This is a genomic window from Paraburkholderia caledonica NBRC 102488 (assembly GCF_000685095.1).
Lineage (GTDB): Bacteria > Pseudomonadota > Gammaproteobacteria > Burkholderiales > Burkholderiaceae > Paraburkholderia > Paraburkholderia caledonica.
Genome location: NZ_BAYE01000005.1, coordinates 384,242 through 407,917, shown reverse-complemented (window position 1 = coordinate 407,917; position 23,676 = coordinate 384,242). Strand labels below are relative to the sequence as shown.

Below are 23,676 nucleotides of genomic sequence, written 5' to 3'. Positions count from 1 at the left end.
GCAAGCAGTATCCGCCGTCTTCATTCTCGCAAAAAGCGTGTTAGTCTCAAATCAATCTTGACTGTGAATCAACAATGAAAACATCCACCGACGAGTTGCTGGTGTTCGTCAGCGTGATCGACAGCGGCTCGATCACGGCGGCCGCGGAAAAGCTCGGGCAGACCGTGTCGGGCGTGAGTCGCGCCCTCACTCGCCTCGAAAAAAAGCTGGACACGGCGCTGGTGAGGCGCACGACACGCCGTTTGCAATTGACCGAAGAGGGCGAAGGCTTCCTGCAGCGCGCCCGCGCGATTCTCGACGCGATGGAAGAAGCCGAGGAGTCGGTCACTCGCAAGCGCCGCAGGCCTTCGGGGCGCTTGCGCGTCGATGCGGCGTCGCCGTTCATGCTTCACTGCATTGCGCCGCATATGACGGCGTTTTCCGAGCTGTATCCCGAGATCCGACTGGAGTTGACCAGCAACGAACGGATCGTCGATCTGCTGGAGCAGAAAGTGGATATCGCAATCCGGATTGGCGCGTTGCAGGACTCCACGCTGCATGCTCGCGCACTAGGCAGCAGCAAACTGCGTGTGGTGGCGAGTCCCGCGTATCTGGCCGAGCACGGCGAGCCCAGATTGGTCGATGCTTTGGCCGAGCATCGGCTGATCGGGTTCACGGCGCCGGAGCATCTGAACCGCTGGCCGTTGCGCGAGCGGAGCACAGGCAAGGGTAAGGGGAGCAGCAACGGCAACGCAGAGCCGTTCAGAATCGAGCCGTCGATCATCGCATCGAGCGGCGAGACCTTAAGGCAACTCGCGCTGTCGGGCTGGGGCATCGCGTGCCTCGCTGAGTTCATGATAGCCGCCGATATCCGCGACGCTCGCCTCGTGCCGATTCTCGGCAATGTGCTACTCGACGAGCGCCAGCCAGTCAGCGCGGTGTATTACCAGAGCGCGTCGCTCGCGGGGCGCGTGCAGTGTTTTCTGGATTTCATGGCGGCACGCGTGCAGTTGTAGCGCTGCACCCGGAAGTCACCCGTTGTCGAAGGAAGCCCGTGGCTCGCATGAGCCGGCGGGCTTCGTTGCGTAATGGGCTGGTTTTTCCAGCGCCGCTCTTCGATGCCGGGAAGGTTTTTTTCCGCGTGGCGGCCACGGTTTTGGACGTGTATATACAAGTTGGTCGTTGATAAGGGCAGCAGCTTGGGCCCGCGCTGGCGGTGCGCGCCGGTTAAGGAACCCCTTGCGATGCGGTGCCGACGGCCTTAATGGAAAGCCCTGGTCCCGAAAGCATTAAAAACAAGTTGTATATACAAGACGGCGCAGCTAGACTTCTTTCAAATTGTATAGACAGGACAACAACCATGATGACTTTGAAGCCCGGCCACCTCACTCTCCCGCAACTGCGCCAGATCGCGCGGGAGCATGTGCCGCTGCGACTCGATCCCGCAAGCCACGCGGCCATCGACGCATGTGCGAAAGCGGTAGCGGACATCGCCGCGAAGGGCGAGCCCGCGTATGGCATCAATACGGGCTTTGGGCGTCTCGCCAGCACGCATATCCCGCATGACCAGCTCGAACTGCTGCAACGCAATCTCGTGTTGTCGCACGCGGTCGGGGTAGGCGAGCCGATGTCGCGCCCGGTCGTGCGACTGCTGATTGCGTTGAAGTTGTCGAGCCTCGGGCGCGGCCATTCCGGCATCCGCCGCGAAGTCATGGAAGCGCTGATCACGCTTTACAACGCCGACGTGTTGCCGGTGATTCCGGTGAAGGGTTCTGTCGGCGCATCCGGCGACCTCGCGCCGCTCGCGCATATGTCGGCAGTTCTGCTCGGCGTAGGCGAGGTCTTCGCGAAAGGCGAACGCCTGCCGGCCACCGAGGGTCTTTCGCTCGTCGGTCTGAAGCCGCTCACGTTGCAAGCGAAGGAAGGCCTCGCGCTGCTAAACGGCACGCAGGCGTCGACTGCGCTCGCGCTCTACAACATGTTCGCGATCGAGGACCTGTATCGCACCGCGCTGGTAGCGGGCGCGTTGTCGGTCGATGCGGCGGCCGGTTCGGTCAAGCCGTTCGACGCGCGCATTCACGAATTGCGCGGTCATCAAGGCCAGATTGACGCGGCATCGGCATATCGCTCACTGCTGCAAGGCTCGGGCATCAACGTGTCGCACGCCGATTGCGACAAGGTGCAGGACCCGTACAGCCTGCGCTGCCAGCCGCAAGTCATGGGCGCGTGTCTCGACCAGATGCGTCACGCCGCCGACGTGCTGCTGCTCGAAGCCAACGCCGTGTCCGACAATCCGCTGATTTTCCCGGACACCGGCGAAGTGCTGTCTGGCGGCAACTTCCACGCGGAGCCGGTCGCATTCGCCGCGGACAATCTCGCGCTCGCCGCCGCGGAAATCGGCGCATTGGCCGAACGCCGCATCGCGTTGCTGATCGACGCGACGCTGTCGGGCCTGCCGCCGTTCCTCGTGCGCGACGGCGGCGTGAACTCCGGCTTCATGATCGCCCACGTGACGGCTGCCGCGCTGGCATCGGAAAACAAGACGCTCGCGCACCCGGCTTCCGTCGATTCGCTGCCCACCTCCGCGAACCAGGAAGATCACGTTTCGATGGCCACGTTCGCTGCGCGCAAGCTCGGCGACATCGCCGAAAACACGGCCAACATTCTGTCGATCGAATTGCTCGCCGCCGCGCAAGGTGTGGACCTGCGCGCGCCGCACAAGACGAGCCCGAGTTTGCAGAAAGTGATGGACGTGGTGCGCAAGGACGTCGCGCATTACGAACTGGATCACTACTTCGCGCCGGACATCGCGGCCGTTACGCGACTCGTGCAGAACGGCACGATCGCGAAGCTGAGCCCGTTTGCCTTCGTGTCCGAACAGTAAGCGAAGTAGTGCGGGGCTACGCGCAATGAGGCGCCACTCAGCATCCCTGAGCGGCACTCAGCGCCTCTAGGCGCTCCGACCGGACCATGAGACACAGCAGCCAATGAACGCACCTGCATATCAGGGCATCAAGGACTTCATCCTCGCGCGCATTCACGCGGGCGAATGGGGCGAAGGCGACCAGGTGCCCTCCGAAAACGAGCTTGCACGCGAATTCAACGTCGCTCGCATGACGGTGAACCGCGCGCTGCGCGAGTTGACCTCGGAGCAGGTGCTGACGCGTGTGCAAGGCTCGGGCACGTTCGTGGCCCGTCCCAAGTACGAATCGACGCTGGTGGCGATCCGCAGTATCTCCGACGAAATCGTCGCGCGTGGTCATCGTTATCAGGCGAAGGTGCTGCACATTGGCGCGAGCATCGCCGATACGGCGCTCGCCGAAGAAATGCAGGTGAGCGCGGGTAGTCCGATATTTTATTCGCGTGTGCTTCATTTCGAAAACGACGAGCCGGTGCAGCTTGAAGAGCGCTGGGTCAATCCGGCTGTCGCACCCGAATACACGTTGCAGGATTTCACGAACACCACGCCGAACCAGTATCTCGTGCGGGTCGCGCCGTTGCAGCGCGTCGAATATCGCATCGAGGCATTGGCGGCGGACGGCGATACCCGCGAGCTGTTGACCATGGACGAACTGGAGCCTTGCCTCGTGCTGCATCGGCGAACCTGGTCGCAAAGCCAGGTCGCTTCGATCGCGAATCTGTGGCATCCGGGCAGCCGTTACCGTTTCACCGGACATTTCTGATTTTCGCTTTCCCTGATTCTTCCCTGACATATCCCGATCATCTTCAGGCATTCCGAGGGCCACCATGAACAACCCGAAACACATCGACCCGCGTCTCGACCCCACCCGCACGATCCGTGCGCCGCGCGGTGCTGAGAAGACCTGCAAGACCTGGATCGCGGAAGCCGCGTACCGGATGATCCAGAATAATCTGGACCCCGAAGTAGCCGAGCATCCTCACGCGCTTGTGGTTTATGGCGGCATCGGCCGTGCGGCGCGCAACTGGGATTGCTTCGACCAGATCCTTACTTCGCTCAAGGACCTGAACGAAGACGAGACGCTGCTGATTCAATCGGGCAAGCCGGTCGGCGTTTTCCGCACGCATGCAGACGCGCCGCGCGTGCTGCTCGCGAATTCGAATCTGGTCCCGCACTGGGCGACATGGGAGCATTTCCACGAGCTCGATCGCAAGGGCCTGATGATGTACGGCCAGATGACGGCGGGCAGCTGGATCTACATCGGTAGCCAGGGCATCGTGCAGGGTACGTACGAAACGTTCTTCTCGGTGGCCAACCAGCATTTTAACGGCGATCCGGCGGGCCGCTGGATCCTGACTGGCGGTCTGGGCGGCATGGGCGGCGCGCAGCCGCTCGCCGCGACGATGGCCGGCTTCTCGATGATCGCAGTGGAATGCGACGAAACGCGCATCGACTTCCGTCTGAAGACGCGTTACGTGGACAGGAAAGCGAAGACACTCGACGAAGCGCTCGCCATGCTCGAAGAAGCGAAGCAGGCGGGCAAGGCAGTGTCTATCGGTTTGCTCGGCAACGCCGCCGACGTGTTCGCCGAGTGCGTGACGCGCGGCATCACGCCGGACTGCGTGACCGACCAGACGAGCGCGCACGATCCGATTCACGGCTACCTCCCTCAAGGCTGGAAGGTCGAAGACTGGCGCGAGCGCCAGAAGACCGCGCCGGATTCGATCGTCGTCCCGGCGAAAGAGTCTATGGCGAGGCAGGTGCAAGCGATGCTGACGCTGCAGGAGCGCGGTGCCGCCACGCTCGATTACGGCAACAACATTCGTCAGATGGCGCTCGAAATGGGCGTGAAAAACGCCTTCGATTTTCCGGGCTTCGTGCCGGCATATATCCGCCCGCTCTTCTGCGAAGGCAAGGGGCCGTTCCGCTGGGTCGCGCTGTCGGGCGATCCCGAGGACATCTACAAGACGGACGCGAAGGTCAAGGAGCTCATTCCCGACGATCCGCATCTGCATAACTGGCTCGACATGGCGCGCGAGCGCATCGCGTTCCAGGGATTGCCGGCGCGTATCTGCTGGGTCGGCGTGAAGGATCGTTACCGTCTCGGCCAGGCATTCAACGAGATGGTGAAGAACGGCGAACTGAAGGCGCCGATCGTGATCGGCCGCGATCACCTCGATACCGGTTCTGTGGCGAGCCCGAATCGCGAAACCGAGTCGATGAAAGACGGCTCGGACGCAGTCAGCGACTGGCCGTTGCTCAACGCGTTGCTGAATACTGCAGGCGGCGCGTCGTGGGTGTCGCTGCATCATGGCGGCGGTGTCGGCATGGGCTTCAGCCAGCATTCGGGCGTCGTGATCGTCGCGGACGGCACGGACGCCGCGAAAGAACGCTTGGGCCGCGTGTTGTTCAATGACCCGGCGACGGGCGTGATGCGTCACGCGGACGCAGGCTATGAACTCGCGCAGCAAACGGCGCGCGAGGCGGGCCTCAATCTGCCGATGCTGGGCCGCTGAGCATGACGTTTGCGGGCAGCACAGGCGCGGTGGAAAGCGGCTCGGCCCGCGCCGTTACATTGATTCGTGGCGCGGAACTGGTAGCCGTACCGTGGAAAAACGGCGGCGGGCTTACGCGCGAAGTAGCGGCGTTTCCTGCGGATGCGGGGCTCGATACGTTCGTGTGGCGCGTGAGTGTGGCGGATGTCGCGCAAGCGGGGCCGTTCTCGCGATTCGCGGGCATCGATCGCACGCTCGTGTTGTTGTCCGGCGCGGGCATGTTGCTCGATGAAGCCCAGCCGGACCACACGGTGAAGACCCACGCGTTGACCCGGCCGCTCGATATTGCGCGCTTCAGTGGTGAGACGGCGATCGACGCGCGGCTTGTCGACGGCGCGACGCGCGACTTCAATCTGATGGTGCGTCGCGACTCGGCGCAGGGCGAGCTGGCAGTGTGGCGCGCTGCCCCGCACGAGACGCAGCGGGAACGAAGGTTGTCCGCCGACGTCGTGTTGCTTTACTGCGCGAATGGGCCGCTTGCCGTCACATTGGGCAATGCACACGATGATGCAAACGTTACTGCGCACCCGCAGTGGCTGCAAACTGGCGACGCGTTGCGCATCGACACGCCGAGCGCGTTGCGATGCAACCTGGAAGGCACGGGCGCGCTCCTCGCCATCAGCATCCGCCACACGCAACGATGACCATGGTTCGCGCGTGCGTGACGTCGCACGGCAGCGCATGCGCGGGGACCTCCTTACACACGCAACGAGCTGCAAGAGCACGCGATGAAGCAAACCGTCTGGCATCAACTGAACTTGTGCCCTCAGGGCGATCCCGAACATACGCTGCCCGATGCCGCGGTCGCGGTTGAAGACGGCAACATCGTGTGGCTCGGCGCGGCCGCGCGTTTGCCCGCGGAATACGCAGGGTGGCCGCGCGAAAATCTGCACGGCGCGTGGGTGACGCCGGGGCTCGTCGATTGCCACACGCATCTCGTGTATGGCGGACAGCGTGCCGATGAATTCGCGCAGCGCCTCGCCGGCGTCAGCTATGAGGAGATCGCGCGGCAGGGCGGCGGCATCGTGTCCACGGTGCGCGCGACGCGTGCCGCGACCGAAGACGAGTTGTTCCGGCAATCGGCCGCGCGACTCGAACCATTGCTGGCCGAAGGCGTGACGGCAGTCGAAATCAAATCCGGTTACGGACTGGATCTGAACAGCGAGCGCAAGATGTTGCGCGTCGCGCGCCAGTTGGGCGAACGCTATCCGGTGACGGTCTACACCACGTTCCTCGGCGCGCACGCATTGCCGCCCGAATTTGCGGGCCGCGCCGACGCGTATATCGACGAAGTCTGCAACACCATGCTGCCCGCGCTCGCAGACGAAGGTCTGGTCGACGCGGTCGATGTGTTTTGCGAGCGCATAGGCTTTTCCCTCGAACAGAGCGAGCGCGTGTTCAATGCCGCCGCGCGTTACAAACTGCCGGTGAAAATGCACGCGGAGCAATTGTCCAACGGCGGCGGCACGGCGCTCGCGGCGCGTCATCGGGCGCTGTCCGCGGATCACCTGGAGTTTCTCGACGAAGCCGGCGTCGCGGCAATGAAAGAAGCCGGCACGGTGGCCGTGTTGCTGCCGGGCGCGTACTACTTCATTCGCGAGACGCAGCTGCCGCCGCTCGATCTGCTCCGGCGTTACGAGGTGCCGATTGCAATTTCCACTGACAGCAATCCCGGCACATCACCCACCACCTCGTTGCTACTGATGATGAATATGGCGAGCACGCTGTTCCGCATGACCGTGCCTGAAGTACTGAAGGGCGTGACGTCGCATGCGGCGCTCGCGCTCGGCAAGGCGGACCGGCACGGCTCGCTCGAAGTGGGCCGCGCGGCCGACTTCGCGGTATGGTCGGTCGATTCGCTTGCGGAATTGGCTTACTGGATAGGGCGTCCGTTGTGCGCGCGGGTCGTGCGCGCGGGCGAGACTGTTTATCGTCCTTCGACACGCGACGCGAACTGAGCCGGGACCTGAGAGATGACACAAGCAAAACAATCGCTATTCGCGGAACACGCGTACCTGCCGGGCGGCTGGCGCCGTGACGTACTGCTGGAATGGGACGTCGACGGAAACCTGACGACGGTCGAGCCCGACACACGCGACGTGCCTGCGTCCGTGACCAGAGCGGCGGGTCCGGTAATGCCTGGCATGCCGAATCTTCACTCGCATGCGTTCCAGCGCGCAATGGCCGGCCTGACCGAATATCGCGCGTCATCGGCTACAGGCGCCGCCGACAACTTCTGGAGCTGGCGCGATCTGATGTATCGCTTTGCCGCGCGTATCTCACCCGAGGGCCTGGCCAGCGTCGCACAATGGCTCTACATCGAAATGCTGAAGGCGGGCTACACGTCGGTGTGCGAGTTCCATTACGTGCATCACACGCCGGACGGCGGCCGGTATGGCAACCCGGCGGAACTCGCGCAACGCGTGGTGGATGCGGCATCCGCGAGCGGCATCGGCATGACGATGTTGCCGGTGCTGTATCAATACAGCGGCTTTGGCGCGCGCGCGCCGCGCGACGACCAGCGGCGCTTCATCAATACGCCCGATAGCCTGCTCGAACTGCTCGGTGCACTGCGCGCCGCGCAGCCTGAAAATACGGCACTGCGCTACGGTGTGGCGCCGCACTCGTTGCGCGCCGTCTCCGAGCCATCGTTGCGCGAACTGCTCGGTGGGCTGGAAGGCAGTGCGCCGGTTCACATCCATATCGCCGAACAGACTGCCGAAGTCGACGCCTGCGTGGAAACAGAGGGCGCGCGTCCGGTCCAATGGCTGCTGGACCGTTTCGACGTCGACAGCCGGTGGTGCCTCGTGCACGCCACGCATGTCGATGCCAACGAGACGCTTGCGCTCGCGAGGAGCGGCGCGGTGGCCGGTTTGTGCCTGACCACCGAAGCGAATCTCGGCGACGGCCTTTTCCCCGCGCAAGAATATCTCGACGCGAAAGGGCGCATCGGCGTCGGCTCGGACAGTCATATCGGCGTCGACTGGCGCGCGGAATTGCGTCTGCTCGAATATGGGCAGCGTTTGACGCGCCGGCAGCGCAACGTGCTCGCGTCGGCGCAAACGCCGTATGTGGCGGACCGTCTTTTCGATGCGGCGCTTGAAGGCGGGGCGCACGCTACGGGCCGCGCGACGGGCGCGTTGCAAGCGGGTCATCGCGCGGACTGGCTGGTGCTCGACCCGAATCATGCGAGCATTGCCGAGCATGCGCCGAACGCGTGGCTCTCCGGCGTTGTATTCTGCGAGCACGGCGAGACGCCTATCCGCGATGTGTACGCAGGCGGCGACAAGGTGGTCGACAATCGCCGGCATCGCGACGAAGAGGGCGCTTACGCGCGCTATCGCGTGGCGCTCGCCGACCTGCTGAAATGACGTAAAGCCCCGCATCGTGCATTGCGTGCCTGCGTCACTGCAAAGATCCTGCGAAAGAGAACTGACATGACTGCTTCGAATACTCCGCCGGTTTTCACGCTGCATCGAGGAAGCCTGCCGTTGCTGATCTCGATCCCGCATGTAGGCACCGAGATCCCCGCCGACATCGCCGCGACGATGACGCCCGTAGCGTTTCGCACCGACGATTGCGACTGGCATCTCGACCGGCTCTATGCGTTCGCGAAACGCATGGGTGCGTCGATTCTCATGCCCAGTTACGCGCGCTATGTGATCGACCTGAACCGTCCGCCCGACGGAGCCAACCTCTATCCGGGCCAGGACACAACGGGACTATTGCCCGTCGATACGTTCGACAAGGAGCCGTTGTACCTGGAAGGCCATCTGCCGGACGAGGACGAAGTGGCCCGCCGTCGCGACGCTTACTGGCTGCCGTATCACAACGCGCTGGCGGGCGAACTTGCCGCGCTCAAAGCTCGCCATGGCAAGGCACTGCTATGGGAGGCGCATTCGATCCGCTCGCATGTGCCGCGCTTCTTTGACGGACGCTTGCCGGATTTCAATTTCGGCACCTCGAACGGCGCAAGCGCGGTGGCGGGTTTGGGCGAGGAACTGGCGGCTGTCGTCGAGCGACATGGCGACTATTCGGCTGTTGCTAATGGGCGCTTCAAGGGCGGCTACATCACGCGGCATTACGGCCAGCCTTCGCAAGGGGTGCACGCGGTGCAGTTGGAGTTGTCCCAGATCACCTATATGCAGGAACAGCCGCCGTACGCCTACGACGAAGCCCTTGCAGCGAAGGTCGAGCCGCTGCTCGAGCAACTGGTCGCCACCGCAGCGGAGCGCGTCAAGGCCTGTTGACCGCGGGCTCTCAGCCGCAGCCCTGCTGTTTTTCCGTACCTCATCCATCATTTCCACGCGGTTCGCGGAGTTGCGCTTAAGTCTCGCGCAGCTTCCCCGCGTCGGCCCAGAGCGCGAAGGTGTAACAGCGTGTGTCCGCGATTGCGCGCGGCGCCTTTCGCGCACAACGTATGGCGTTATGGCGTCCGCATCTGACGAATCACTGTGCGCCGCGCGAATCCGTCGATAAAAAAAGCCCCGCAAGTAGCGGGGCTTTGCGATGCACGCGACGCGTGCGGTGCATGGCGCTTGCGGCGGCCGTCGTGTCCCTCGAGGTGAGGGCAACGATTAGCGGCAGTGGCGTTCCCAGTGATGATGCACGTGCACCTTATGGCACACCTGGTGGTGATGCTCATAAGCTTGTGCGGGAGCGATTGCGCTGAGAGCAGCGGCGGCTGCGGCAATGGCCAGAACAATTTTCTTCATTACAAAACCCTCAATCAGTGTTGGGAAACTCGCAGTGCAGCACGACCTATGCCGCACGGTTTGCAAGCATGCCACATCGGCGCGCGCGTAGCAGGAACGTCGTCCCGATGCAACGTGTCGAACAGCGCGGCGAAGGCAAGGCGACTATGTGCATTGACGTTGAGCGACGCGCGCCGGGTCGATGCATAGCTCCGTGTGCGATCGCGTGCGCCGCTTGCCAGTGAGGCCGTGCAACGGCTACCCTTTCAAAACGATGACGCTCGCAATGGCGTCGTCTCTACATCGGGCAAAAGATGGAAGACCCAGCGATGGAAGATTCCGACGAATTGCTGCTCCCGGTCTGGCGCGCGAATCTCGTGCTGTTGACACGCGAGGTCGGCGCGGCCAGTCGTCTCGCTCGCATGATGACTTTCTCCGCGAGCTACCTGAAGTTGATGTTGTCCGGCCAGCGCGAATTCAGCGAGGAGTTCGTGCGTGGCATAGAAGCGGTGACGGGTCTGCCGAATGGCTGGATGAACACGCCGCACACCGAAGCCGAAATCCCGCCCAACGCGCGCGAGGCGATCGACAATGAGCAGCCCCTCGCGCGGTTTCGCGGCACCGCGCATCCCGTGCGGAAGAAGACCGTGCTGCGGCCGCCTGAGCCGATTTTTGGCCAGGCGTCGCCTGCCAGACGCATCGAAGACGAAAGCATCGACGCAGAAGCGCATCGACGCCAGGCGTATTTTCGCAAGGTCCGTGAACTCGCGGTGCAAGAGGTTCGGCGTTTCGAGCGGCACATCGTGCATGCGCCGGTTGAACTCGCGTCGTTGCGATCGAAAGTGGAAGACGTGATTGCCGCTGCCGATGCGGACGATCCGATCCAGGCCGATCTTGCCGGGCGGCTCGAGCAGATCGAGAAGCATCGGCATCTGTTGCTCAGGCATGTCGAGAGACTCCAGGCTTTGCTCGGGCAACTCGGTGAAGGCGATTGATGATTGACCGGCGGCGCGGAGAAACATTGTTGATGATGCGCTACCGGGCGTGCCCGCAGATCGCCGCCGCGCTCGCCTTGTGCGCGGCGGCCGCCGCCGCTTTTGCTGCAGACACGCGATCGGACCCATCGGGCGACGACCGTGCGCCTTACACGACTGAGCGCGACGTCCATCTCTTCACGATCCAGAAAGACGGTTCGATCGAGGAACACGACGACAGCGTGCTGCGCGCGAACACGACAAGCGGCGTGGACGACATCGCGCAACGCTATGTGTGGTTCAACAAGGACATCGAGCAGGTGCAACTGCTCGCGGCCGAGACGATCGACGCCGGCGGCGCGACGCACACAGTCGGTCCAGAAGCGATCCGCGATATCCAGGAGCCGCGCTCGGCGGGCGCGCCGAGCTTTCAGGATGGCGTGTTGCGCACGGTTATTTTTCCCGGCGTCGAGCCCGGTTCGCGCGTGCATCTCACGTTTCGCAAGACGCGCGCAAAGCTGTTGCAGGCGGGCACCTTCGCTTACCTCGTAGAGCCGACGAGCGAACCCGTCGAGGAACAGCGCCTGATCTTCGATCTTCCCGCCGAGGTGCCGCTCTACGCCGACGCGCGTGGCTATACCGCGTTACCGCCGGTCACGGCGAACGGCCGCACGCGCTACGAATTCGACTACCGGCACGGACCGTATGCGCGGCTCGAAGCGGGCGCCGTCGGCTACGCGAATTGGGGCGATCGTCTGATGGTGTCGACCGTGTCCGACTTCGCGAGCTTCGCCGCACGTTATAGGGGACCCGCGGCCGACGCCACCTTCAACGATCCGGCCATCGTGCAGCTTGCACAGTCGCTCACCGCGCGTGCCGCCGATCCGCGCGAGAAGGCGCACATCCTTTACGACTGGGTACGCATGAATATCCGCTACGTCGCGCTCTTTCTGGGCGAGACGGCGGCGATTCCACACAAGGCGGCTGACATTCTGCGTAACCGTTATGGCGACTGCAAGGATCACGTCGCGCTTTACAGCGCGTTGCTGGCCGCCGTCGGCATTCGCAGCGAGGCCGTCCTGCTCAATCTCGGGCCGTACTACAGCTTGCCGGACGTGCCGGGCTATGGCGCGAGCGCGATCAATCATGCGATCGTCTGGATTCCTGATCTTTCGCTGTATGCCGACACGACGGCGGGCGGCGTGGGCTTCGGTTACCTGCCGGCGGCGGCGATGGACAGACCGGTGCTGCTGGTCGGCGAGGGCGTGCTATCGCGCACGCCGGCCACTCAGGCGCGCGAGCGTCGCGCGCGCGTGCAGATCGACGTCGATGAAAACGGCACTGCCGACTACGCGTACCGGGTCGAAGACACGGGCTTTACCGCGGAGATCGAACGCAATGTCTTTCGACGCGCTTCGCGCCAGCGCACGCAGCAGATTGCCGGCAGCCGTCTGTTGCAGACCGGCCTGCATGGCACCGCGCAGTTACGTACCGGCGAAGTTGCGGTAACCGACGGGCCGTTCGCGACGTGGATGCAAGGCAAGGTCGAGCATTTCGTATGGACCGACGGCACCACGGCGATGCCGACGCTCACGAGCTTTTCAGGCGGCATGGGCTCGCAGGTGCAGGCGTGGCTCGCGGAGCCGGTGCGCACGCAGCCGTGGGCGTGCATTGGCGGAGACTTCGACGAGACACTCGAAATCACGCTGCCGCGCTTCGCCGGCGTGACCGACACGCCCGCCGACACCGACGTGCAGAACCGGTTTCTGACTTTCTCGTCGCGCTATGTGTTCGACCGCGGGGCGCGCGTGCTGCAGATCAGGCGGCAACTGCACGCCGCCTTCGGACACCAGATGTGCTCCCCCGCAGAGTTTGCCCAGATGAAAGACGATCTCGTGCGGATCGAGCGCGACCTCGACGCGCAAATCGTCGTCAAGGCCGCGAAGCTTGCGGGGGCCGTAAGCGCGAAGTAGCGCCGCCCTCAGGAGCCGCTCTTGGTCACGATCGGAACCCACGCGCCGTTCTTCACCTGATAGAGCGTCGACGCGCCGCTTTTCAGCGCGCCGGTGTTGTCGAACGAGATCTTGCCGGTCACGCCTTCGAAGTCGATCGCCTTCAGAACCGGCCGGTAATCGGCGGGCGAGGTCGATTTGGCCTGCTGCATGGCCTTGATCGCGGCCCACGCTCCGTCGTAGCCGAACGGCGCATACGACAGGATTTCGCCGCCAAAGCGCTTCTTGAACTTCGCGGAGAAGTCCTTGCCGCCTGGCAGTTGCGCGAGCGGACGGCCGTATTCCCAGGCCATCACGCCTTCGGCTGCGTCGCCGGCAAGCTTGATGAACTCCGGATCCTCCACGCCGCCGCCGCCCACCAGTTGCGCCGTCACGCCGAGTTGCTTCATGCGCCTCGCGAAACCCGCGGCCTGCGTGTCGAGCCCGCCGAAGAAAATCAGGTCCGCGTTCGCCGCCTTGATCTTGGTGATCTGCGTGCTGAAGTCGACCGCGTGGTTGTCGGTGTATTCGCGCGCGACGATGTTGCCGCCGTGTGCCTTGACGGCTTTCTCGAACTCGTCGGCTTCCCCTTGGCCGAATGCGGTGCGGTCGTCGATGATCGCAATGCGTTTCGCCTTCGACACCTCGACTGCGTAGACGCCTGCGTTGCCGGCATTTTGCGCGTCCGTGGAAATCACCATGAAGGTGTTCGCAAAGCCGCGGCCGGTAATGATCGGGTTCGTCGCGGCGGGGTCGATGACCGGAATGCCTGCCTGCTCATAAACCTGCGAGGCGGGAATCGTCGTGCCCGAGTTGAAGTGGCCGACCACCACCGAAACGCCCGCATCCACCAGCTTCTGCGCGACCTGCACGCCGATGCGCGGGTCCGCCTGGTCGTCCTGTGAGACGATCTGGAACTGCGCGACCTTGTCGCCGATCTTGATCTTCTGCGCGTTGGCTTCCTCGATAGCGAGCCGGACACCGTTCTCGAGATCCTTGCCGTAGCCGGCATTGGCCCCGGTCATCGGCGCGGCGAAACCGATCTTCACCGGCAGGTCATCGGCGAAACTGGCGAGCGGCGCGGCTGCGATCATGGCGCCAACGAACAGAGCAAGCGGTTTGAGCGTGTTGTTAAAACTCATGGTCTCTCCTTACTTCGACAGTTCCAGGTTATGAAAGCGGCAAGGCTACGATGTGGTCCGGCTTGCAACGAGAGACTAAAGACGATGGCTCGCGATACACAATGCTGGAATACGCGCACTCGGGTTTGCACGCCGGTCATGTGGCGCGAATATAGAAAGCCAATATGCCGCCGTCTTGGCAGTTCGCTGCGCTTTGGATGAGAATTTCGGCATAAGCCGCGCGCGTGCGGGCGCGCCGCGTGACGCGCGGCGGGGCGGGGATGCGGATTACCGCACATGCTTAAGACACGTAGGGGAGACGTTTAACGCATGTGCGGCCTGATGCCGCGTCTGGGCGGCATGCAACGGCGGTGAGCAAAGAGAAACGCTACGCAACGCTTGTTGCGTCGAGCGGTGCGCCTGGCTCTAGCGCTCGCCTTGCTGGCGCAGCACTTCTTCGCGCAGACGCAGCAGGGGCGCCTTGGTTTCGTCGTCAGCCCATGTGTCGAGATCGTCGATCGCGCGCTGGCAGCCGTCGAGCACGAGGTCGAGATCTACCGGCACGCCGTTGTTCAGCGCGAACTCGATGGTCTCGGCAAACTGCTCGCACTCGTCTTCGCCATAGGAGATATCGAGGTTGTCGGCGATCACTTCGGCGATGTTGCTGCGCGCCTTGTCGTCGGGCGTCACCATGTCGATGATGCCGCGCGCCACCGCCGGTGAGTAGTAAAGCGCGATGTCGAGCCACTGTGTGGGATCGAAGTCGGCCTGGTCGAACTGGTTCTCGAAGAACTCGATGGCTTCCTGTTCGTGCACCTCGTCTGCGTCGACGCTGATACACAATTGCTCGAAATACTCTTCCCGCTCGCTGCGGATATAACCGTCCATCGATGCCTCGTCTGCTGAATGCCGGTGCCTGAAAAAGTTGCTGCGCGCGTGAGGCGTTGCTTCGCGCACGCGGCACGCATTATAGGACGACCGGCCGGCCGCCAAGGTTCCATGCGGCACAGCATCGCGTTTCCGCCTGCGGCAAGCGCAGCGGCTATGCGGTCTCCGCCACCCATGCGTCGAACCACTCGCGGGGTTGCGCGATTTCGTTTTGCGCGGCCACCAGTTCGAGCTCATAGCGCCCGGCTTGCCAGGTCAGCTTGACGACGGCGTTGACTGCCGCGAGCGTGTGCTCGAACGCCGCGCGAATCGTATCGCCCAGCAGCGTGCGGGCGACGAACACCGCGCTCGTCAGATCGCCGACGCCGACCGGTTGCCGCGCGAACGGATAGAGCGGGCGCTGGCACATCCACGCCTCGCGTTCGGTGACGACCAGCATGTTGAAACGGTCGGCGGGACTGTTGCGATCGAGCAGATGTTTGACCAGCACGAGCTTCGGCCCGCGCGCGATGATCTCGCGGCACGCGGTGACGGCTTCTTCGAGCGTCTCGATCTCGCGGCCCACGAGCCGCTGCAACTCCGTATGGTTCGGCGCCATTGCGTCGGCCATCTCCGGCATGGTGTTCACGAGAAATTCCTGGATGCCCGGCTCGACCTTGCAGCCGCTCGCAGCGCCCATCACCGGATCGCAGAAGTACCACGCGCGCGGATTCGCGGCCTTTACGGCCTTGACGATTTCCAGTACCGATTGCGCCTGTTCCGGCGTGCCGAGGTAACCCGAGAGCACGGCGTCGCAGCGCGGCAGCATGCCGATTGCGCCGATGCCTTCGGCGAGCTCTTCCATCTGCGCGGCATTGATTGCCGTGCCGGTCCAATGGCCGTACTGCGTGTGGTTGGAGAACTGCACGGTGTTCAGCGGCCACACATTTACGCCAAGCCTACGCATCGGGAATACGGCGGCGCTGTTGCCCGCGTGCCCGAAAACGACATGTGACTGAATGCTCAGAACGTTCTTCGTCATGGTATGGCTCGCGCAGTCGTTCGTGCGCGATCGGTGAAAACGGGAGGGATGCGCGGCGACGGTGCCTCGGCATGAGCCGAATGCCGCGCGCGCAGGACTGCTTCAGACGCTGCAAGAATAATGCACGGTCTGCATTGTCAGGAAACAATACATGAGTTTGGCGCGGGACAGTTGATCCGTCCCCGTGTTGTTGCGCGGAACCATCACCAAAGATGCGCGGCGCCGCGCTGTTTGCGGCCCGGCAACTCAGGCAGGCACCGCCTCAGCAAAGCTCGCGATACAGCGCGAGGTAACGGTCCGCGGAAGCGCCCCAGCCGAAGTCCTGGCGCATCGCGCGCCGCTGCGCCGCTTTCCATTCGGTGCGCCGGCCGTAGAGCGCGAACGCCCGGCGAATCGCGGCGGTGAGGCCGCGCGGCTGGAAGTGCTCGAAGACGAAACCGGTGGCGAGATCTTCGGCGAGATTTTCCAGCGATGCGTCCACCACAGTGTCCGCGAGACCGCCGACGCAATGCACGAGCGGCAGCGAACCGTAGGCGAGCGCGTAAAGCTGCGTCAGCCCACAGGGCTCGAAACGCGATGGCACGGCAACCACGTCGCTGCCCGCGATGATCGTATGTGCGAGCTTTTCGTCGAAGCCAAGTTCCACCGCGACCGAATCGGGATGCGTCTGCGCGACGCGTTTCAGGCCGTTCTCGAGCGCCGGGTCGCCGGTGCCGAACACGACCAGCTGGCCGCCGCGTTTGACGATTTCCGGCACGGTTTCGAGCAGCAGGTCGAGGCCTTTTTGCTCGGTGAGGCGGCTCACCACGCCGAACAGCAGCGCGTCGGATTTCTGCGCGAGACCGAAGCGCTTTTGCAACGCCTCCTTGCATGCCAGTTTCCCGGCGAGCCGCGTGGAGGCGTAGCGATTTTCGAGGAGCGCGTCGCTCGCCGGGTTCCACACCGTATAGTCGACGCCGTTCAGAATGCCGGACAGGTCGTGCGAGCGGTTGCGTAAAAGAGCATCGAGTCCGCCGCCTTGAGCCAGCGTCTGAATTTCGCGCGCATATGTGGGGCTCACGGTCGTGATGCGGTCGCTGTAGTAAAGCCCCGCCTTCAGAAACGACAGCTGTCCATAGAATTCGACGCCGTACATGCTGAAAAAATCGTCGGGCAGGCCGAGCTGGCCGAACTGGTGCGCTGGGAAAACGCCTTGGTAAGCGAGGTTGTGCACCGTAAAGACGCTGCGCGCAGGCGCCCGGCCATGCTGCCTTTCGGCGGCTTTCAGATAAGCGGCGGCGAGTCCCGCATGCCAGTCGTGCGCGTGGACGATCTGCGGCGACCAGGCCGGATCGAGCTGTTGCGCGAGTTGCGCGGCGACCCAGCCGAGCAGTGCGAAACGCTGTGCGTTGTCGCCGTATGGCACGTGCTCGTCGTTCAGATAAGGGTTGCCGGGCCGGTCATACAGCGTGGCCGCGCGGATCGTGTAGACGATCAGTCCGTTCGACGGCAGCGTGCCCTGTTCGAGGGTGACGCCCGGCGCACCGAAACGGCTGCCGAGTTGGGCGACCGGGCGCACGTCGTGCAAGCCGGCGACCACCGACGGGAAGCCGGGCAGCAGCACGCGGACGTCGGCGCCGCGTTCGACCAGCGCGGACGGCAATGCGCCCGCGACGTCGGCGAGACCGCCTGTTTTCAGGAGCGGATACAGCTCGCTTGCGACGTGCAGGGCGCGAATCGTCATAGGCTAAATTGGGTTCCTTGATTGATGGTCGGGGAATGCTCGCAATACTGGCCGCGCGCCGCGCCGGGTGATGCTACGGCAAGCGGCACGCAGCCGGTCGGACTCAACTCGCTTCCTGCCGCAACGATTCCGGTGTAACGAGCACGACGCCGTCGTCGGTGCGATAAAAACGCTCGGCGTCGGCCACCGGATCTTCGCCGATCACCGTGCCGTCCGGGATCGCGCAGCCGCGGTCCACCACCACTTTCTGCAAGCGGCAACTCGCGCCGACCGTGACCTGCGGCAACAAGACTGCCTCATTGATGTTACAGAACGAACTCACTTTCACATTCGACGACAACACCGAGCGCGAAATCTGCGAACCGGAGATCACACAGCCGCCGCATGCGAGCAGATTGTTGCCGGAACCTTGCAGACCCTTCAGATCCCGCACGAACTTGGCGGGCGGCAGCTGTTCCTGATACGTCCAGATCGGCCAGCTGCGGTCATAGAGGTCGAGCGTCGGAATGGTAGAGGCGAGATCGAGGTTGGCGGCCCAATAGGCGTCGATGGTGCCGACGTCGCGCCAGTACGGTTCCACGTTCGGGTCCGACGATACGCACGACATGCCGAACGGATGCGCGATCGCCGTGCCTTGCGTGACGACGCGCGGCAGGATGTCCTTGCCGAAGTCGTGATCGGTATCGACGGTCGAGATGTTTTCCTCCAGCAGCGAGTACAGGTAGTCCGCGTTGAACACGTAAATGCCCATGCTCGCCAATGCGGTGTCCGGGCGGCCGGGTATTGCGGGCGGGTCGGCGGGTTTTTCCACGAAGCCGACCACGCGGCGGTTTTCGTCGACGGCCATGACGCCGAAGGCCACCGCGTCCATGCGCGGCACCTCGATGCAGCCGACCGTGCAATCCGCGCCGCTATCGGCGTGATCGGCGATCATCCGCGTGTAGTCCATCTTGTAGATGTGGTCGCCCGCGAGCACGACCACATACTTGGGGCGGATGGAGCGGATGATGTCGAGGTTCTGGAACACGGCGTCGGCGGTGCCGCGATACCAGTGCGCGCCTTCCACACGCTGCTGCGCGGGCCACAGGTCGATGAATTCGCCGAACTCGCCGCGCAGGAAGCTCCAGCCGCGCTGCAGGTGGCGCAATAGCGAGTGGGCTTTGTACTGTGTGACGACAGCGATACGCCGGATGCCTGAGTTCAGACAGTTCGACAGTGCGAAGTCGATGATCCTGTACTTGCCGCCGAAATGCACGGCGGGTTTGACGCGTTTGTTGGTGAGCGGTCCGAGCCGCGTGCCTCGTCCGCCGGCGAGGACGATGGCGAGGGTGGTGCGTTGAAGGTCGTTCAGCCGTGCCGGAGTATCCATGTCCGTCTCCTTTGTCGACCGGAGTTGGCGCTTTAGCGCTTACTCCGGTCCCATGCAGTTTTATCGCGGTCGACCGGAGTTGGCGCTTTAGCGCTTACTCCGGTCCCATGCAGTTTTATCGCGGTCGACCGGAGTTGGCGCTTTAGCGCTTGCTCCGGTCCCATGCAGTTTTATCGCGGTCGACCGGAGTTGGCGCTTTAGCGCTTGCTCCGGTCCCATGCAGTTTTATCGCGGTCGACCGGAGTTGGCGCTTTAGCGCTTACTCCGGTCCCATGCAGTTTTATCGCGGTCGACCGGAGTTGGCGCTTTAGCGCTTGGTCCGGTCCCAGCGCTTTCCTCGCGATGGACCAAACTTCGCGCTTCGGCGTACTCCGATCACATGCCCGTCCTCTTTACGGCGCGATGCAATCCGTTACTTGCCACTTGTTACTGTTCCCCGCTGATGCCGGTCGCCCGGCTCTGCATATCCAGTCCCACTGCCGGGCCGCTACACTGGCGAGCCCGTCCCGTAGTTCTAGCACCGATTCGCCTCGCGCGGGCGACGTTTGTCGTGCGCGAGGCGCCGCGCGCCCAACTGCGAACGATCGACCGTTGAGCGCCCGCGCTCCGTACGCCACGCCACATAGCCTGCGAGGTTCGCCGCGCAATATGCGTGCCACTGGGCGGCGAGCTATCGCGCGGCTGGCGTTGTGTGCGCCGCTGCGCGGCTGACGGAGCCGTCGTAGAATCGTCGGCGGCCGGTGGGCAAGCCTTTGGGTGCTTGCTGCGGCCCATGAACGTAAAACCAACCATGCAAAAATGTCGATGATCTTTCACCGCCTTCCCTTGCTTGCCGCATTGAGCGCCGCCATGTTCTGCGTCGCGCCGGTCGCGGTACGCGCTGCTTCCGACGCATCCCCGAACAATGCGTCGACGGCCCCGTCCGTTATGTCTCAACTTGCGCCGGCCAGCGTCGCGAGCGAGCCCGCTAAGCCGGTCGGCAATGATGGCCCGGCCTACGGGCCCGAGTTGGAAGGCTTCGACTATCCCGCGCCGGTCGAGCAATACGAGTTCACTTCGCAAGGCGTTGCGTTGCACATGGCGTATATGGACGTTAAACCGGCGCACGCGAACGGCCGCACAGCAGTACTTCTGCACGGCAAGAACTTTTGCGCGGCGACGTGGGCCGCGACGATTCATCGTCTGAGCGACGCCGGCTATCGCGTGATCGCGCCGGACCAGATCGGATTCTGCAAGTCGAGCAAGCCCGAGCATTACCAATACAGTTTTCAGCAACTGGCGCGCAACACGCACGCGCTGCTCGAATCGCTGGGCGTGAAGGACGCGACCATCATCGGTCATTCGACCGGCGGCATGCTTGCCGTGCGTTACGCGCTCATGTATCCGCAAGAGACGCAGCAACTGGTGCTTGCCAATCCGATCGGTCTCGAAGACTGGAAGGCGAAGGGTGTGCCTTCACTGTCGGTGGACCAGTGGTACCAGCGCGAGTTGAAGACGACCGCCGACGGCATTCGCCGCTACGAGCAGTCGACTTATTACGCAGGCCAATGGCGCGCGGACTACGAGCCGTGGGTACAGATGCTCGCGGGCATGTACCGGGGGCTGGGTAAGCAGATCGTCGCGTGGAATTCGGCGTTGCTTTACGACATGATCTACACGCAGCCTGTTGTTTATGAACTCGGCCAGTTGCAGATGCCGACGCTGCTGCTGATCGGTCAGAAGGACACTACGGCCATCGGCAAGGACGCGGCGTCACCCGAGGTGCGCGCGAAGATCGGCCACTATCCCGAGTTGGGTAAAGCCGCGGCCAAAGCGATCCCACATGCGACGCTGGTTGAATTCGCCGACCTGGGCCATGCGCCGCAGATGCAGGACCCACAGGCTTTCCATAAGGCGCTGCTCGACGGAATGGCGGCGTTAAAGGTGAACCGTTGAGCCGGTAAAGGTTGAGGCGAACCGAACGGGTCACAAGAAGAGTGCGAGAAAGAAAAAGGGCGGTCGCGTATGCGCCGCCCTTTGTTCATCCAGTTGCGGTTTACTTTCCGCCGGCCAGCTCCTCACGAATCTCCGCCCCGATCTCGAACGACCGCAGACGCGCCTTGTGATCGTAGATTTGCGCGGTGAGCATCAGTTCGTCGGCGCCGGTTTGATCGATGATCGACTTCAGCCCCTCGCGCACCGCATCGCGATCGCCGATCGCCGTGCATGCGAGCGAATGCGCAACCGAGTTCAATTCCATCTCCGAAGCCGCGAGCCGCTCCACCGGCGGCTGCAATTGCCCCGGCGTGCCGCGCCGCAAATTGATGAACTGCTGCTGAAGCGACGTGAAAAGACGCTGCGCTTCGTCATTGGTATCCGCTGCGAAGAGGTTCACGCCGACCATCGCGTAGGGCTTGTCGAGCGTCTCCGATGGCCGGAACTGCGAGCGATAAACCTGCAACGCCGTCAGCAGGTAGTCCGGCGCGAAGTGCGACGCGAACGCAAAAGGCAAGCCGAGCGCCGCGGCGAGTTGCGCGCTGAAGAGCGACGACCCCAGCAGCCACAGCGGCACATGCAGGCCCGCGCCGGGCACCGCGCGAATCCGCTGGCCCGAGACCGGGTCCGCGAAATAGCGCTGCAATTCGGCGACGTCGTCGGGGAAAGAGTCCGCGCTGTTTTGCAGATCGCGGCGCAGCGCGCGTGCCGTGGATTGGTCAGTGCCCGGCGCGCGGCCAAGGCCGAGATCGATCCGGCCCGGATACAACGACTCGAGCGTGCCAAACTGTTCCGCGATCACGAGCGGCGCGTGATTCGGCAGCATGACGCCGCCGGAGCCGACGCGGATCGTCTTCGTGCCGCCGGCCACATAACCGATCACGACCGAGGTCGCCGCACTCGCAATGCCGGTCATGTTGTGATGCTCCGCGAGCCAGAAGCGGCGGTAGTTCCACCGTTCCGCATGCTGCGCGAGATCGAGTGTGTTCTTAAAGGCATCTGCGGGCGCTGCGCCCGCGATGACCGGCGAGAGGTCGAGGACCGAAAAAGGGATCATTGTCTGTTCGCTTGCTGTTTCTGGCGCTTTCACGCGATGGGACATTCTCCCAAAGCTTTCTGCTTTCTGCTGATGGCGGCGCGATGCCCACGTTCGCGAAAGGGTTTGTCTGCGCAAAGCGGACCGAGTCGACGGCGCCGCCGTTACATGCAAAGTCGATATAGATATTGACGATCGATATTTAACAAGCGCATGACGCGCTGCTACCTTGAACGCCTCCAGAGAGCACGGCGTTTTGCGTGCGATGCCGCTGCCCCGCCGGGCAGCAACCATTCACGGAGGCACTCGCGTGTCCATCGAATTCATCGGCATGATCCAGACCCGGAAGGTATCGGAAACGCATGCGCCGCAAGGGCCCGCTGTCGACGTCGGGTATGTCGCGCAGTTCGCCCGCGCGCATGAGGCGGCGGGCTTCGACCGCATTCTCGTGCCGCACCATTCCACGAGCCCCGATGCGCTGCTTACCGTCGCGCATGCTGCCAGTGTGACGAGCAAGGTGCATTTCATGCTCGCCCATCGTCCGGGCTTTGTCGCGCCGACTCTCGCCGCGCGCCAACTGGCGACGCTCGACCAGTATTCGGGCGGCCGTCTCGCCGTGCACATCATTTCGGGCGGCGACGACGCGGAACAGCGCCGCGACGGCGACTTCCTCTCGCACGACGAACGCTATGCGCGCACCGACGAGTATCTGAACATCGTGCGTCGCATCTGGACCGACGCGAAGCCATTCGATCACCACGGGCAGTACTATCGTTTCGAACAGGGCTTTTCCGAAGTGAAGCCGGTGCAGCAGCCGCACATTCCGGTGTATTTCGGCGGCGCGTCGGCGCCCGCGCTCGAAATTGCCGGACGTCATGCGGATGTCTACGCACTGTGGGGCGAATCGAAGGCGCAAGTGCGCGAGCAGGTCACGCGCGTGCGCGCCGAAGCCGCGAAGCACGGCCGCACAGTGCGCTTCTCGGTGTCGTTCCGGCCGATTCTCGCCGCGACAGAAGCCGCCGCGTGGGAGCGCGCCGATCACATCCTCGCTGAAACGAGACGGCTGCGCGCGGCGCAAGGACTCGGGGTAGGCGGGCCCGCGCAAAGCGAAGGCGCGCGGCGTTTGCTCGCGGCATCCGGCGATTCTGACCGTGCCGACGAACGCTTGTGGACCGGCATCGCAAAGGAAATCGGCGGACGGTCGAATTCGACCGCCTTGGTCGGCACGCCGCAACAGGTCGCCGACACGCTCGCCGAGTACTACGCGCTGGGCGTCTCCACTTTTCTCGTGCGTGGCTTCGATCCGCTCGAAGACGCGATCGACTATGGCCGCGAGCTGATTCCCGCGACGCGCGAACGCATTGCGCGCTTGCGTAGCGCCGAGGGAGCCCAGGGCGCCGCGACTACCGAGACCTTGGCCGCATGACCGGA

18 protein-coding genes are annotated in these 23,676 nt (G+C 63.6%); 12 read left to right on the top strand and 6 right to left on the bottom strand.

What is annotated here, in order from left to right:
* Window positions 1-74: 74 nt before the first annotated feature.
* The 10 genes from BCA01S_RS13575 (at window position 75) to BCA01S_RS13525 (ending at window position 13,095) form a co-directional block, all read left to right on the top strand.
* The gene (locus BCA01S_RS13575; RefSeq protein ID WP_027777352.1) at window positions 75-995 is read left to right on the top strand and encodes a LysR family transcriptional regulator; all 921 of its coding nucleotides are present in this window, start codon (window positions 75-77) and stop codon (window positions 993-995) included.
* A gap of 344 nt (window positions 996-1,339) precedes the next feature.
* A complete protein-coding gene (hutH, locus tag BCA01S_RS13570) occupies window positions 1,340-2,863 on the top strand; it encodes a histidine ammonia-lyase (protein ID WP_027777351.1) in 1,524 nt (507 codons plus the stop codon).
* Window positions 2,864-2,966: 103 nt separating this feature from the next.
* Complete coding sequence (gene hutC / locus BCA01S_RS13565) at window positions 2,967-3,662, top strand: histidine utilization transcriptional repressor HutC (protein ID WP_027777350.1); 696 nt, start codon at window positions 2,967-2,969, stop codon at window positions 3,660-3,662.
* A 64-nt stretch (window positions 3,663-3,726) separates the two neighbouring features.
* The gene (gene hutU, locus BCA01S_RS13560; RefSeq protein WP_027777349.1) at window positions 3,727-5,415 is read left to right on the top strand and encodes a urocanate hydratase; all 1,689 of its coding nucleotides are present in this window, start codon (window positions 3,727-3,729) and stop codon (window positions 5,413-5,415) included.
* A gap of 2 nt (window positions 5,416-5,417) precedes the next feature.
* Window positions 5,418-6,098: a HutD/Ves family protein gene (locus tag BCA01S_RS13555; RefSeq protein WP_027777348.1), complete on the top strand. Its 681-nt coding sequence runs from the start codon at window positions 5,418-5,420 to the stop codon at window positions 6,096-6,098.
* Between the two features lie 84 nt (window positions 6,099-6,182).
* On the top strand, window positions 6,183-7,412 hold the full coding sequence (hutI, locus tag BCA01S_RS13550; protein ID WP_027777347.1) for an imidazolonepropionase: 1,230 nt from the start codon (window positions 6,183-6,185) through the stop codon (window positions 7,410-7,412).
* Window positions 7,413-7,427: 15 nt separating this feature from the next.
* Window positions 7,428-8,825: a formimidoylglutamate deiminase gene (locus BCA01S_RS13545; protein WP_027777346.1), complete on the top strand. Its 1,398-nt coding sequence runs from the start codon at window positions 7,428-7,430 to the stop codon at window positions 8,823-8,825.
* Window positions 8,826-8,891: 66 nt separating this feature from the next.
* Window positions 8,892-9,704 (top strand): N-formylglutamate deformylase, encoded by an 813-nt coding sequence (gene hutG, locus BCA01S_RS13540; RefSeq protein WP_027777345.1) that lies wholly within the window; start codon window positions 8,892-8,894, stop codon window positions 9,702-9,704.
* 773 nt (window positions 9,705-10,477) lie between these two features.
* Window positions 10,478-11,143, top strand: coding sequence for a hypothetical protein (locus tag BCA01S_RS13530; protein ID WP_027777344.1), 666 nt, complete (start codon window positions 10,478-10,480; stop codon window positions 11,141-11,143).
* Window positions 11,144-11,175: 32 nt separating this feature from the next.
* Window positions 11,176-13,095 carry a DUF3857 domain-containing transglutaminase family protein gene (locus BCA01S_RS13525; protein ID WP_027777343.1) on the top strand — a complete coding sequence of 640 codons (1,920 nt, stop codon included), beginning with the start codon at window positions 11,176-11,178 and terminating at the stop codon, window positions 13,093-13,095.
* Window positions 13,096-13,103: 8 nt separating this feature from the next.
* On the opposite strand, the gene BCA01S_RS13520 is transcribed toward BCA01S_RS13525, so the two are convergent.
* From BCA01S_RS13520 to glgC, 5 genes are all read right to left on the bottom strand, one after another.
* Window positions 13,104-14,255, bottom strand: a complete 1,152-nt coding sequence (locus BCA01S_RS13520; RefSeq protein ID WP_027777342.1) for a branched-chain amino acid ABC transporter substrate-binding protein — start codon at window positions 14,253-14,255, stop codon at window positions 13,104-13,106.
* A gap of 405 nt (window positions 14,256-14,660) precedes the next feature.
* Window positions 14,661-15,122 carry a hypothetical protein gene (locus BCA01S_RS13515; RefSeq protein WP_020069875.1) on the bottom strand — a complete coding sequence of 154 codons (462 nt, stop codon included), beginning with the start codon at window positions 15,120-15,122 and terminating at the stop codon, window positions 14,661-14,663.
* Window positions 15,123-15,276: 154 nt separating this feature from the next.
* Complete coding sequence (gene pdxY, locus BCA01S_RS13510) at window positions 15,277-16,143, bottom strand: pyridoxal kinase PdxY (RefSeq protein ID WP_020069874.1); 867 nt, start codon at window positions 16,141-16,143, stop codon at window positions 15,277-15,279.
* A 262-nt stretch (window positions 16,144-16,405) separates the two neighbouring features.
* On the bottom strand, window positions 16,406-17,866 hold the full coding sequence (gene glgA / locus BCA01S_RS13505) for a glycogen synthase GlgA (RefSeq protein ID WP_027777341.1): 1,461 nt from the start codon (window positions 17,864-17,866) through the stop codon (window positions 16,406-16,408).
* 103 nt (window positions 17,867-17,969) lie between these two features.
* Window positions 17,970-19,235: a glucose-1-phosphate adenylyltransferase gene (gene glgC, locus BCA01S_RS13500; RefSeq protein ID WP_027777340.1), complete on the bottom strand. Its 1,266-nt coding sequence runs from the start codon at window positions 19,233-19,235 to the stop codon at window positions 17,970-17,972.
* 798 nt (window positions 19,236-20,033) lie between these two features.
* Between glgC and BCA01S_RS13495 the strand changes: the two genes are divergently transcribed.
* Complete coding sequence (locus BCA01S_RS13495) at window positions 20,034-21,170, top strand: alpha/beta fold hydrolase (RefSeq protein WP_027777339.1); 1,137 nt, start codon at window positions 20,034-20,036, stop codon at window positions 21,168-21,170.
* 100 nt (window positions 21,171-21,270) lie between these two features.
* Here the strand turns inward: BCA01S_RS13495 and BCA01S_RS13490 are convergent, their stop codons facing one another.
* Window positions 21,271-22,266 (bottom strand): LLM class flavin-dependent oxidoreductase, encoded by a 996-nt coding sequence (locus tag BCA01S_RS13490; RefSeq protein ID WP_027777338.1) that lies wholly within the window; start codon window positions 22,264-22,266, stop codon window positions 21,271-21,273.
* Between the two features lie 289 nt (window positions 22,267-22,555).
* Here BCA01S_RS13490 and BCA01S_RS13485 point away from each other — a divergent pair, with 289 nt between their 5' ends.
* Complete coding sequence (locus tag BCA01S_RS13485; protein WP_027777337.1) at window positions 22,556-23,671, top strand: LLM class flavin-dependent oxidoreductase; 1,116 nt, start codon at window positions 22,556-22,558, stop codon at window positions 23,669-23,671.
* Window positions 23,672-23,676 lie beyond the last annotated feature (5 nt).